The organism is Kitasatospora sp. NPDC057595 (assembly GCF_042800875.1).
Taxonomy (GTDB): domain Bacteria; phylum Actinomycetota; class Actinomycetes; order Streptomycetales; family Streptomycetaceae; genus Kitasatospora.
Map to the genome: position 1 here is coordinate 73,044 of NZ_JBHVGL010000025.1, position 12,319 is coordinate 85,362.

General features: G+C 72.4%; 15 protein-coding genes. 2 read left to right on the forward strand and 13 right to left on the reverse strand.

Going from position 1 to position 12,319, the window contains the following annotated elements:
- Positions 1-67: 67 nt before the first annotated feature.
- Positions 68-577, reverse strand: coding sequence for a TerB family tellurite resistance protein (locus ACFU9E_RS30085; protein ID WP_350566386.1), 510 nt, complete (start codon positions 575-577; stop codon positions 68-70).
- Positions 578-1,001: 424 nt separating this feature from the next.
- A complete protein-coding gene (leuA, locus tag ACFU9E_RS30090; protein ID WP_380684894.1) occupies positions 1,002-2,798 on the reverse strand; it encodes a 2-isopropylmalate synthase in 1,797 nt (598 codons plus the stop codon).
- 373 nt (positions 2,799-3,171) lie between these two features.
- Between leuA and ACFU9E_RS30095 the strand changes: the two genes are divergently transcribed.
- Both ACFU9E_RS30095 and ACFU9E_RS30100 read left to right on the forward strand, forming a co-directional pair.
- A complete protein-coding gene (locus tag ACFU9E_RS30095; protein WP_380684895.1) occupies positions 3,172-4,194 on the forward strand; it encodes a M4 family metallopeptidase in 1,023 nt (340 codons plus the stop codon).
- Positions 4,195-4,261: 67 nt separating this feature from the next.
- Positions 4,262-4,528: a protealysin inhibitor emfourin gene (locus ACFU9E_RS30100; RefSeq protein WP_344337572.1), complete on the forward strand. Its 267-nt coding sequence runs from the start codon at positions 4,262-4,264 to the stop codon at positions 4,526-4,528.
- A gap of 31 nt (positions 4,529-4,559) precedes the next feature.
- Here ACFU9E_RS30100 and ACFU9E_RS30105 read toward each other — a convergent pair whose 3' ends face one another.
- The 11 genes from ACFU9E_RS30105 to ACFU9E_RS30155 form a co-directional block, all read right to left on the reverse strand.
- A complete protein-coding gene (locus ACFU9E_RS30105; protein ID WP_380684896.1) occupies positions 4,560-5,273 on the reverse strand; it encodes an alpha/beta fold hydrolase in 714 nt (237 codons plus the stop codon).
- 26 nt (positions 5,274-5,299) lie between these two features.
- Complete coding sequence (era, locus tag ACFU9E_RS30110) at positions 5,300-6,229, reverse strand: GTPase Era (protein ID WP_380684897.1); 930 nt, start codon at positions 6,227-6,229, stop codon at positions 5,300-5,302.
- 55 nt (positions 6,230-6,284) lie between these two features.
- On the reverse strand, positions 6,285-6,446 hold the full coding sequence (locus ACFU9E_RS30115; protein ID WP_355375122.1) for a hypothetical protein: 162 nt from the start codon (positions 6,444-6,446) through the stop codon (positions 6,285-6,287).
- Between the two features lie 148 nt (positions 6,447-6,594).
- Complete coding sequence (locus ACFU9E_RS30120) at positions 6,595-6,960, reverse strand: cytidine deaminase (protein ID WP_380627779.1); 366 nt, start codon at positions 6,958-6,960, stop codon at positions 6,595-6,597.
- A 30-nt stretch (positions 6,961-6,990) separates the two neighbouring features.
- Positions 6,991-7,530, reverse strand: coding sequence for a DUF4383 domain-containing protein (locus ACFU9E_RS30125; protein ID WP_380684898.1), 540 nt, complete (start codon positions 7,528-7,530; stop codon positions 6,991-6,993).
- A 48-nt stretch (positions 7,531-7,578) separates the two neighbouring features.
- Complete coding sequence (locus ACFU9E_RS30130) at positions 7,579-7,815, reverse strand: hypothetical protein (protein ID WP_380684899.1); 237 nt, start codon at positions 7,813-7,815, stop codon at positions 7,579-7,581.
- 33 nt (positions 7,816-7,848) lie between these two features.
- Complete coding sequence (locus ACFU9E_RS30135; RefSeq protein WP_380684900.1) at positions 7,849-9,174, reverse strand: hemolysin family protein; 1,326 nt, start codon at positions 9,172-9,174, stop codon at positions 7,849-7,851.
- Between the two features lie 19 nt (positions 9,175-9,193).
- Positions 9,194-9,688: an rRNA maturation RNase YbeY gene (ybeY, locus tag ACFU9E_RS30140; RefSeq protein WP_355375134.1), complete on the reverse strand. Its 495-nt coding sequence runs from the start codon at positions 9,686-9,688 to the stop codon at positions 9,194-9,196.
- A 14-nt stretch (positions 9,689-9,702) separates the two neighbouring features.
- Positions 9,703-10,827 (reverse strand): PhoH family protein, encoded by a 1,125-nt coding sequence (locus ACFU9E_RS30145; protein WP_380684901.1) that lies wholly within the window; start codon positions 10,825-10,827, stop codon positions 9,703-9,705.
- A 213-nt stretch (positions 10,828-11,040) separates the two neighbouring features.
- On the reverse strand, positions 11,041-11,961 hold the full coding sequence (locus tag ACFU9E_RS30150) for a ribonuclease Z (RefSeq protein WP_380684902.1): 921 nt from the start codon (positions 11,959-11,961) through the stop codon (positions 11,041-11,043).
- A 4-nt stretch (positions 11,962-11,965) separates the two neighbouring features.
- Positions 11,966-12,319 (reverse strand): histidine triad nucleotide-binding protein, encoded by a 354-nt coding sequence (locus ACFU9E_RS30155; protein WP_380684903.1) that lies wholly within the window; start codon positions 12,317-12,319, stop codon positions 11,966-11,968.

Below are 12,319 nucleotides of genomic sequence, written 5' to 3' on the forward strand. Positions count from 1 at the left end.
GGGGAGGCCCGGTTGTGGGGGTCCAGGAGGAGGGACCAGGAAGGACTGGGGGGACGGGGAAGGAGGTCTAGTACGGCGTCCGGGTCGCCGCCTCCAGCAGCGCCCCCACCCGCGCCTGCGGCAGGTCCAGGCAGCGCCCGACGGCGTCCAGCGCCTCCCGCTCCTGCGGCCGGTACCGGCCGTCGGCCAGGGCGATCGCCGCGCCCTGCAGCAGCAGCCGCTCCCGGCCCGGCTGGGCCAGGTGCGGGGCGAGCGGTTCGAGCACCGCGTGCAGTTCCACGGCCAGTCCCCCGGCCATGCCGTGCGCGTCGTAGAGTTCGCCGCCGAGCCCCGACAGCGCCGCCAGCGCGGCCAGCACCTGGGCCTCGCCGCAGTCCTCGAAACCGGCGTCGCGCACCGCCGCGCAGGCGGCCTCGCGGGCCGCGCGGTGGGCGGTGCCGCCGGCGGCCAGCAGGGCCAGCGCGACGGTGTACTGGGCGTCGCGCAGCATCCCGCCCAGGCGCACACAGGTGGGCTGTTCCAGGCTCTCCACCCCGAACCGGCCGTGGCAGCTGGTGCACTGCACGCTGCCGATCACCGGTCCGAGCGGAAGCACCGGGGTTCCCAGCAGCCGCAGCCACCGCCGGCCGTGCTGCCGGCGGTAGTTGCGGTCCCCGCCACAGCCTGGACAGAAGAAGTCACCGAGAACGTCAGTCCGCCACCGCGGGCGAACACCCCACATCCCTGTCACGGCGCCACTCCCCAGACATGGCAGGCGGCCTGCACAACAATGGGCAGGTCACGCGACCGGCCGCCGGGCCGTCCCACCGACCCGGCTTTCCGGTGGGACGATGTTGCCACGGTTGCCGACAGGTGTCAGTACTTCGAACGGCCCGATCCACGAAAAAATGTGGCGCAGGACACAGCGTGCGCGCCCCGGGCGCCGGACGCGCCCGGTCCGGCCCGGGAACGCCGCCGGGCCGCCCCCGAGGGGACGGCCCGGCCATGACCACTCGTACGAACTACCCGCGCCGCGCCCGGTTGACGGCGCTGATCATCGCCTTCAGCGAGGCCAGCACGGTGTTGCCGTCGATCCCGACGCCCCACAGCACCCGGCCGTCCACCGCGCACTCGACGTACGCGGCGGCCTGGGCGTCGCCGCCCTCGCTCAGCGCGTGCTCGGCGTAGTCCAGCACCCGTACGTCCACGCCGATCTGCGCCAGCGCGTCGGCGAACGCCGAGACCGGGCCGTTGCCGGTACCGGCCAGGGTGACCGGCGAGCCGTCCACCACGGCCTCGGCGGTCAGCGCGTCCCGGCCGTCCTCGGTGGTCAGGCGGCGCGAGCCGCCCAGCGAGATCCGGCCCCACGGGTTGGCCGTGGTCGGCAGGTACTCGTCCTCGAAGACCCGCCAGATCTCGGCCGGGGAGACCTCGCCGCCCTCGGCGTCGGTCTTGGCCTGGATGATCCGGGAGAACTCGATCTGCATCCGGCGCGGCAGGTCCAGCTTGTGGTCGTTCTTCAGCACGTACGCCACGCCGCCCTTGCCGGACTGGCTGTTGACCCGGATGACCGCCTCGTAGGTGCGGCCGACGTCCTTCGGGTCGATCGGCAGGTACGGCACGCCCCAGGTGTGCTCCTCGACCGGCACGCCCGCCGCGGCCGCGTCCGCCGCCAGGACGTCGAAGCCCTTCTTGATGGCGTCCTGGTGCGAGCCGGAGAAGGAGGTGTACACCAGGTCGCCGGCGTACGGGTGGCGCGGGTGCACCTCCATCTGGTTGCAGTACTCGGCGGTGCGGCGCACCTCGTCGATGTCGGAGAAGTCGATCTGCGGGTCGATGCCCTGCGAGAACAGGTTCATGCCCAGGGTCACCAGGTCGACGTTGCCGGTCCGCTCGCCCTGCCCGAACAGGCAGCCCTCGATCCGGTCGGCGCCGGCCATGTAGGCCAGCTCGGCGGAGGCGACGGCGGTGCCCCGGTCGTTGTGCGGGTGCACCGACAGGCAGACGAACTCGCGGCGCGACAGGTTGCGCGACATCCACTCGAACTGGTCGGCCTGGACGTTCGGGGTGGCCCGCTCGACCGTGGCCGGCAGGTTCAGGATGATCTCGCGGCCCTCGCCCGGCTGCCAGACGTCCATGACCGCCTCGCAGACCTCCAGCGCGAAGTCCAGCTCGGTGTCGACGAAGATCTCCGGCGAGTACTGGTAGCCGAAGACGGTGTCGTCGCCCAGCAGCTTCTCGGCGTACTCCATCACCAGCCGGGTGCCGTCGACGGCGATCGCCTTGGTGGCCGCCTCGTCGTTGCGGAACACCACCCGGCGGAACAGCGGCGCGGTCGCGTTGTACAGGTGCACGGTCGCGCGCGGCGCGCCGACCAGCGACTCGATCGTCTTCTCGATCAGCTCCTCGCGCGCCTGGGTCAGCACCGAGATGGTGACGTCCTCGGGGATCGCCCCCTCCTCGATCAGCGAGCGCACGAAGGCGTGGTCGGTGGCCCCGGAGGAGGGGAAGCCGACCTCGATCTCCTTGTAGCCCATGGCGACCAGCAGGTCGAACATCTTGCGCTTGCGGGCCGGGGACATCGGGTCGATCAGCGCCTGGTTGCCGTCCCGCAGGTCGGTGGAGAGCCAGCGCGGCGCCTTGGTGATCACCTTCGACGGCCAGGTGCGGTCCGGCAGGTCGACGGTGCCGAAGGGCAGGTAGCGGCCGTACCGCATCCCCGACGGGGCCTGGCGTACCGAGCCGGCGGTGATCGGGGTGGGACGGTCGACGAACGCGCGGGCGGCGGGAACGGGCGCGGCGGAGCTCTGCTCGGTCATGGAGGTGAGTCTCGGCTTCCTGTGATGCGTGGTGCGGGCTGGTCGGGGCGGTGTCCTCACCCGAGGTGTCGTCACCCGACTCGGCCGGCCTGCTGCCGCTCGCGGCCCTCCGTGGGGCCACCGGAATTCAGCGCGCAGCACAGTCCCCGCGGCGAGGGAGCCGGCCCTGGTGGACTACAGGCCCTCGACGCGGCAGCTAAGAAGAAGCAGCCCGTTGCGCATGATGCGGCCCAGCCTAACCCAGCGCCGCGCGACCCCGAAGCCGGCCGCCCGCTGTTCCCACCCCTTGAGACGGCGCACGGCGGCGGCCGGGCGGCGCGCAATCCCGTTCGCGCCGGTGACAACAGGTCATCGATGCCTCACCCTGGGCCACATGACAGCCGAACCGACGCTCTGCGCGATCGTTCCGCCGTACGTCCTGGACCGCCTCGCCGAGGACGGTCACGAACCCGCCGTCCGCTCCCTCGCCCTCGACGCCGCGCACCGGGCCGCGCGGCTCGCCGCCGCCCTCCCGGCCCCGGCGGCCACCGACCGCCTGGAGCGGGTGATCTCCGACGCCGGGCACCGCGAGCGCCTGCCCGGACGCACCGTGCGCCGGGAGGGCGAGAGCCCACTGCCCGACCAGTCCGTCAACCACGCCTACGACGGCCTCGGCGCCACCTGGACCCTGTTCTCCGCCGTCTTCGGGCGGCACTCCATCGACGACCAGGGCCTGCGGCTGGACGCCACCGTCCACTACGGCCAGGACTACGACAACGCCTTCTGGGACGGCCGGCGGATGGTCTTCGGGGACGGCGACGGCGAGGTGTTCGGCGACTTCACCGCCTGCGTCGACGTCATCGGCCACGAACTCACCCACGGCGTCACCCAGTTCACCGCCGGCCTGGAGTACCGCGACCAGCCCGGCGCCCTCAACGAGTCGGTCTCCGACGTCTTCGGCTCACTGGTCAAGCAGTACGCGCTGCACCAGGACGCCGCCGCGGCGGACTGGCTGATCGGCGAGGGGCTGCTCGCCCCCGGCGTGCAGGGGGTCGCGCTGCGCTCGATGAAGACGCCCGGCACCGCGTACGACGACCCCCGGCTGGGCAAGGACCCACAGCCCGCCCACATGCGCGACTACGTGCGCACCGCCCAGGACAACGGCGGGGTGCACATCAACTCGGGCATCCCCAACCACGCCTTCTACCTGCTCGCCACCGCGCTCGGCGGCTCGGCCTGGGAACGCGCCGGCCGGATCTGGTACGACGCGCTGACCGGCCGGCGGCTGCCCGCCGACGCCGACTTCACCGCCTTCGCCCGGGCCACCGTGGCCGCCGCGAAGGCCCGCTTCCCGGAACCGGAGGTCGCCGACACGGTGACCGCGTCCTGGGCGAAGGTCGGCATCAGCCCGACTTGAGCCGCAGTTAAGTCAAGGTCCGGGAAAACCCCGGCAAACGCCATCGCTGGGTAGCACCATGGACACCATGCGTATCCAGGTGACCCGGACCGGCGGCCTCGCGGGACACGTCCGCCGCGCTGAGCTCGACACCACCGAGCGGGTGGACGCCCCGCACGTGCACGCGCTCGCCCGCGAGGCCGTCGCGGGCGGGCTGCGCACGCCCTCCTACGGGGTGCCGGACGGCTTCCACTACGAGATCACCGTCGACGGGCGGACGGTGCACTGCGCCGACCCCAAGCTCACCGAGTCCCAGCGCGAACTGGTCTCCCTGGTCCTGCGCGAAGGGGCCTAGCCGGGCCCGGCCGCAGCCGCGCCCAGGGGTTTCACAGCCAGCCGTCGAGGGAGGCCAGGAAGCCCGGGAGGTCGTCCCGGTGGATGGTGTGGCCGGCCCCGGCGACCGTCCGGACCTCGTAGCCGAGGCCGCGCAGGGTCGCGGCGTCCTCGGGCCCGATCAGCCAGCTGTCGTCGGCGAGCTGCACCAGCGAGGGCACGGCCGGGGCGCCGGGCAGCGCGGCCCGGTCGCGCAGCGCGGAGAGCGCCAGCGCGGTGTCCGGGTCCCACAGCGCCAGGGTGGCCAGCTCGGTCTCCACGTCGTCGGCGCCCCAGCCCGGGTTGACCGCGGTGAGCTGCTCCCGGGTGGCCTGCTTGAACTGGGTGAAGACCGCCGGGTCGAACAGACCCGGCCGGGCGAACCGCCAGGCCGGGTCGGAGTAGACCGCCCGGGCGGGCCGCAGCCGCTCCACCGCGTGCAGCAGGGTCAGCGCGCCCAGCGAGTGGCCGATGGCCAGGTCGGCGCCCCGCGGCAGGGTGTCGACCAGGTCCTCGGCGTACCGCTCGGGGCCGTAGCGCTCCGCTGGGGTGGCGCCCTCGCCGCGCGGGCTGGCGCCGTGGCCGCGCAGGTCGACGGCGATCACCCGGTAACCGCGCCCGGCGAGCGCCGGGCCGACCGACCGCCAGCTGCGGTGGTCGGACATGATCCCGTGGACCAGCAGCGCGACCCGCTCGCCGGTGCCCCACTCACGCGTGTGCAGCTTCATGCGGCGCCCTCCCCGGCGGTCGGCGGTCAGAACCCGAGCTTGCGCAGCTGCTTGGGGTCGCGCTGCCAGTCCTTGGCGACCTTGACGTGCAGGTCCAGGTAGACCGGGGTGCCGAGCAGCGCCTCGATGTGCTTGCGGGCGGTGGTGCCGACGTGCTTGAGCCGGGCGCCCTTGGCCCCGATCACGATCGCCTTCTGGCTCTGCCGCTCGATGTAGACGTTGGCGTGGATGTCGAGCAGCGGCCGGTCGGCCGGACGGCCCTCGCGCGGCAGCATCTCCTCGACCACGACGGCCAGCGAGTGCGGCAGCTCGTCGCGCACGCCCTCCAGCGCGGCCTCGCGGATCAGCTCGGCCACCATGATCTGCTCGGGCTCGTCGGTGAGGTCGCCGTCCGGGTAGAGCGGCACGCCCTCCGGGAGCAGCTTGCTGATCAGCTCGCCGACCAGCTCGACCTGCTTGTCGCCGACCGCCGAGACCGGGATGATCTCGGCCCACTCGATGCCCAGCTCGGCGCCGAGCTGGTGGACGGCGATCAGCTGCTCGGCCAGCCGCTTGGAGTCGACCAGGTCGGTCTTGGTGACGATGGCGACCTTGGGGGTCTTCTTGATCTCGGCGAGCTCCTTGGCGATGAACTTGTCGCCGGGGCCGAGCTTCTGGTCGGCGGGCAGGCAGAAGCCGATCACGTCGACCTCGGCCCAGGTGCTGCGGACCAGGTCGTTGAGGCGCTCGCCGAGCAGGGTGCGGGGCTTGTGCAGGCCGGGGGTGTCCACCAGCACCAGCTGGGCGTCCGGGCGGTGCACGATGCCGCGAACGGTGTGCCGGGTGGTCTGCGGGCGGTCGGAGGTGATCGCGACCTTCGTCCCCACCAGAGCGTTGGTCAGGGTCGACTTGCCCGCGTTGGGCCGGCCGACGAAGCACGCGAAGCCGGAGCGGTACGAGGAGGAAGGGGCATTCATGGGCTCCATTCTCCCTGATCACCCCCGCCGGGGCGGACACCGGCCGTCGGGGCGCTCACTTCTTCCCCTTGAACGCCGCGCCCAGGCCCCAGCCGAGGACGATCACCAGGAAGGAGACGGAGCCCCAGAGCCAGAACGGCGACCCGGTCTCCTGCCACTTGCCCATGCCCATCACGCCCGCCAACAGCCCCGCGAAGAACGCGAACGTCCCCAGCATCGCCCAGCCCCCTCACCGTGCCGGCTCCCCGCCCGTCCCCGGTGAGATTATCCGCCCGAATCAGGGGGCCGGAACGGGCCGGTGCCCGGGGCACGAGCCCCGGGCACCGTACGGACCGCGCGCGTTCGGCGAGCCCCGACCAAGGTGCTCAGCGAGCTCCGACCGAGGCGCGCAGCGCCCCGTCCGGGCCGGCCAGCAGCAGCGGGGTGCCCGCACCGCCGAGGTCCCGGACCGCCGCGAGGTCGGCCTCCGCGGGCTGCTCCGCCTCGGTCACCACGGCCGCCGCCTCCAGCGACTTCGCGCCGCTGGCCACCGCCATCGCCACCGCCGTCTGCACCGCGCTCAGCCGCAGCGACTCCAGCGCGACCGTCCCGGCCACGTAGGTGCGACCGGTCTCGTCACGCACCGCGGCCCCCTCCGCCACGCCGTTGCGGGCGCGGACGGAGCGGGCCAGGGTGATGATCTTCTTGTCTTCGGGGTCCAGCTCGACGATGTCACTCATGCCCAGGAGCATAGGCCCCGGCCGCGGGACCGGCGGGCGTCCTCAGTGCCCGACCGGGTTGGGCGGCCCGGGCCGCATCACCTTCACGAAGGTCTTGGGGCCGCTCGGCATCCCCAGTTCCTCCCCCGTCCGCTTGCGCCAGTACGGGTTGTCGTGCGGCAGGTGGCTGCTGACCCGCCCGTACATCCCGAACGCGGTGATCACCACGCCGAAGGCGAAGGCGAAGATCACGTTGGAGATGCCGAAGTTCAGGATGTTGGCGTCCGGCCGGCCGAGCACCGTCAGCCCGTAGAACCCGGAGAGGATGAACAGCACGCCGGCCGCCATGTTCAGATTGGCGGCGAAGTTCCCTCCCACGACCGCGCCGATCACCAGGATCGCGCCCACCACGATGGACAGGACGCTCAGCGCGCCGTTGGTGGACATCCCGGCGATCTCATTGCCCTGGGTGTTCAGGAAGCCCGGGTGGTCGGCCAGCCCCAGGCTGCCGAACACGATCAGGAAGACCCCGCCGAGCCCCGCGCCGATCCGCCAGACCAGCACCAGTTTGTGGTCGACGGGCAGTTCGTCTTGCAGCTTCATGGCGACCTCCGAGGTGGCCGTAACGCCTGGCTCCGTCCCTGGGGACGGCTAGCTGTAGGGGTGGGCCCCCTGCATGTGCGGCACCTCGTGCATGTACAGCGAGCCGCACTGCTGGCAGCCCCGGAGCCCGGTCCCCCACTCCTGCTCCGGCCGGCTCTCCGCCTCGGCGGGAATGGTCCGGCCGCACAAGGCCGTGGCCGGGTCCTTCTCCCGCACGACGTGCCACACCTTCACCCCGCCCGCGCTCCCCTGCGGGCCGTACTCCGCGCGAAGTTGGTGAGTCATGCCTCCCATCGTCGCTCCGGAAGCACCCGAACGCTACTCGCCGCCCTCCCGGTCCGCCCCCGGCCCGGTGCCCACCGGGGCGGCGACGACGGAGCCGATCCGGTTGCGGCGCCCGGCCGAGCTCTCGGCGGTCAGCCGGATCGCGGTCAGTCCGCCCGGGACCTCCTGCGGCACCGGGATCTCGCAGGACGAGCCGGGGATCGGCACCCGGCCCAGGTGCTTGGCCAGCAGGCCGCCGACCGTCTCGACGTCCTCGTCCTCCAGCTCGATCCCGAACAGCTCGCCGAGGTCCTCCACCAGCAGCCGGGCGGTGATCCGGTACGAGCCGTCGCCGAGGTCCTCCACCGGGGGGATCTCCCGGTCGTACTCGTCGGTGATCTCGCCGACGATCTCCTCCAGGATGTCCTCGATGGTGACCAGACCGGCCGTGCCGCCGTACTCGTCGATCACGATCGCCACGTGCGAGCGCATCTGCTGCATCTCGCGCAGCAGGTCCGCGGCCGGCTTGGAGTCCGGGACGAACACCGCCGGCCGCAGCACCGCGCCGACCTCGTCGGACTCCGAGTCCCGGTTGATGTGGGTGCGGCGCACCAGGTCCTTGAGGTAGACGATGCCGACCACGTCGTCCTCGTTGTCGCCGACCACCGGGATCCGCGAGAAGCCCGAGCGCAGCGCCAGGGTCAGCGCCTGCCGCACGGTCTTGTGCCGCTCGATCATCACCAGGTCGGTGCGCGGCACCATCACCTCGCGCACGATGGTGTCGCCCAGCTCGAAGACCGAGTGCACCATCCGGCGCTCCTCGTCCTCGATGACGTCGTTCTTCTCCGCCAGGTCGACCAGCGCCCGCAGCTCCGCCTCGGAGGCGAACGGGCCCTCCTTGTAGCCCTTCCCGGGAGTCAGGGCGTTGCCGAGCAGGATCAGCAGCCGTGGGATCGGGCCGAGGATCCGGGCCAGCGGCAGCAGCACGAAGGAGGCCGCGGTGGCGGTAGTGAGCGGGTGCTGGCGGCCGATCGTGCGCGGGGAGACGCCCACCGCCACGAACGACACCAGCACCATCACGCCGAACGCCAGCAGCACGGCCTGCCAGGTCGTGTCGATGGTGCGCACACACACCACGGTGACCAGGACCGCCGCCGCCATCTCGCTGGCCACCCGGATCAGGGTGGCCAGGTTGAGGTAGCGGATCGGGTCGGTGGCCAGCGCCAGCAGCCGGGCCGAGCCCTTGCGCCCGGAGCGCACGGCCTCCTCCGCCCGGAAGCGGGAGACCCGGGAGATGCCCGCCTCGGCGCACGCGGCCAGCCAGCCGAGCACGACGAGCAGCACGGCACCGAGGATGAAACTCGTACTCTCACCACTCACAGGGGTTCGGGCTCCGCGCTCAGTGGGTGGTGGGGGCCGGCGAGATGCCGCCGAGGCCCCGCTCGGCCCGCCAGCCGTCCAGGATCGCCTTCTGGAGGCCGAACATCTCGGCCTCCTCGTCCGGCTCCTCGTGGTCGTAGCCGAGCACGTGCAGCACGCCGTGGACGGTGAGCAGCTGCAGCTCCTCGTCCATCGAGTGCTTCGACGGGGCCGCCTTGCCCTGCTGCTCGGCGACCTCGGGGCAGAGCACGATGTCGCCGAGCAGGCCCTGCGGCAGCTCCTCGCCCTCCTTGCCGGGGCGCAGCTCGTCCATCGGGAAGGACATCACGTCCGTCGGGCCCGGGAGGTCCATCCACTGGATGTGCAGCTCCTCCATCGCCGCCCCGTCCACCAGGATCACGGACAGTTCGGACTGCGGGTGGATCCGCATCTTGTCCAGTGCGTAGCGGGCGACGTCGAGGATGGACTCCTCGTCGGCGTCCCAACCGGACTCGTTGGCGATGTCGATCGACATGACGGGCTGGTTACTCAGCTTTCGGTGCGATGGGACTGTCGGGGTGCGCGCGAGCCGCGCCGCTGGGCGGGCTTGACCGGGAGCCTGCGCTCCTCGGTCTCCTGGGCCTCCTGGCGGGCGTCCCAGCGCTCGTACGCGTCCACGATCCGGCCGACCAGCTTGTGGCGGACCACGTCGGTGCTGGTGAGGACGGAGAAGTGGATGTCGGGCACGTCGGCCAGGATGTCCTGGACGACCTTGAGGCCGCTGCGGGTGCCGCCCGGGAGGTCGATCTGGCTGGTGTCGCCGGTGACGACCACCCGGGAGTTGAACCCGAGGCGGGTGAGGAACATCTTCATCTGCTCGGGCGAGGTGTTCTGGGCCTCGTCGAGGATGATGAAGGCGTCGTTGAGGGTGCGGCCGCGCATGTAGGCGAGCGGTGCGACCTCGATGGTCCCGGCGGCCATCAGGCGCGGGATGGAGTCCGGGTCCATCATGTCGTGCAGCGCGTCGTACAGCGGGCGCAGGTACGGGTCGATCTTCTCGTAGAGGGTGCCGGGCAGGAAGCCCAGCCGCTCCCCCGCCTCGACGGCCGGGCGGGTCAGGATGATCCGGTTGACCTCCTTGGCCTGCAGGGCCTGCACGGCCTTGGCCATCGCCAGGTAGGTCTTGCCGGTGCCGGCCGGGCCGAGGCCGAAGACGATCGTGTGCTTGTCGATCGCGTCGACGTAGCGCTGCTGGTTGAGGGTCTTGGGACGGATGGTCCGGCCCCGGTTGGACAGGATGTTCGCGGTGAACACCTGCGAGGGCGCCGGGCTGTCCGGGTCGTCCGCGGCACCGCGGAGCATGGCGATGGAGCGCTCCACGGCGTCCTCCGTCAGGGGTTGGCCGGTGCGCAGCACCAGCATCATCTCGCTGAACAGCTGCTTGACGAGGGCCACCTCGGCGCGCTGGCCGGTCGCGGTCACCTCGTTGCCGCGGACGTGGATGTCGGCGGCGGGGAAGCCCTGCTCGATCACCCGCAGCAGCGAGTCGGCGGCGCCGAGCAGGGTGACCATCGGATGCTTCTCGGGGATGACGATCCGGGCGCTGACGCGGCCGTCGTCGGCCGCCTCGGGGCGCGGCTGTCCGTTGGTACGGGTCTGCGATGTGTCACTCATAGGTCGGCGCTGGGGCCTGCCTCATCCCATCCGTGTCTCGTGGTGCCGCTCGGGTCTCTCCGGGGCACCAGGGTACGCCGCGCACGTGATCGACGCGGCGGGCGGCGGGGCCGCACCCGACGATGCTGCGGCAGATCGCCGGGGTCGCGCGACCGGTTTTCCGCACCAGTCGCCCGCCGTACCGGCGTCGGCGCGGGTACGCGTACGGCCGGGTCACGTGCGCCGGGGCGGTACTGGTACCCGGGCGAGGTCCTCGGCAAGCACGATCGGCCCGTCGAAGTGCTTGCGGGCGTCGGCGAGGTGCCGGCCGAGGTCCGGGTAGCGCTGGGAGAAGTGGGTCAGCACCAGGCTGCGGGCGCCCGCTTCGGCGGCGACCTTGCCGGCCTGGCCGGCGGTGAGGTGGCCGTGGTCCTCGGCGAGCCGGGCGTCGGCGTCGGTGAAGGTGGCCTCGACGACCAGCAGGTCGGCGCCCTCGGCGAGTTCGTGCACGCCCTCGCAGAGCCGGGTGTCCATGACGAAGGCGAACCGCTGGCCGGGCCGGGGCTCGCTGACCTCGTCCAGGGTGATCCGCCGGCCGTCCGTCTCGATCGCGCCCTGCCGCTGCAGCCGGCCGACGTCCGGGCCGCCGATGCCCAGGGCGGCCAGCCTTTCGGGCACCAGCCGGCGGCCGTCCGGCTCGCTGAGCCGGTAGCCGAAGGACTCGACCGGGTGCGAGAGCCGGACCGCGTCCAGCGCGAAGCGGGCGCCGGGCACCGGCAGCGGGCCGGACTCCTCGATCGGGCGGGGCCGCAGCACGGCCGTCTCGTGGTAGGCGGTGGCGTGGCGCAGCCGCTCGAAGTACACCTCGCCGGAGGCCGGGAAGTAGACGTCCACCGGGTGCGGGACCCGGTCGAGGTTGATCCGCTGGATCACCCCGGCGAGGCCGAGGCTGTGGTCGCCGTGGAAGTGCGTGACGGCGATCCGGGTGAGCTGGGTGGCCGAGACCCCGGCGCGCAGCATCTGGCGCTGGGTGCCCTCGCCGGGGTCGAGGAGCAGGCCCTCGCCGTCCCAGCGCAGCAGGTAGCCGTTGTGGTTGCGGTGCCGGGTCGGCACCTGGCTGGCGGTGCCGAGGACGACGAGTTCGCGCTGCGACACCCTGTCAGACCATGTCCTCGGTCATCGACCTGCCGCCGAGCACGTGGACGTGGGCGTGGAAGACCGTCTGCCCGGCGCCGGCGCCGGTGTTGAAGATCAGCCGGTAGTCCGCGACGCCCTCGTCGGCGGCCACCCGGCCGGCCTCGGCGAGCAGTTCGCCGGCGATCTCCGGCTCCTCGGCGGCCAGCGCGGCGGCGTTGGGGTAGTGGGCGTGCGGGATCACCAGGACGTGCAGCGGGGCCTTCGGCGCGATGTCGCGGAAGGCGAGCACCCGCTCGGTCTTGCGCACCACGGTGGCCGGGATCTCGCCCGCCACGATCTTGCAGAACAGGCAGTCGGGCTGCGGCTCGCCGGCCAT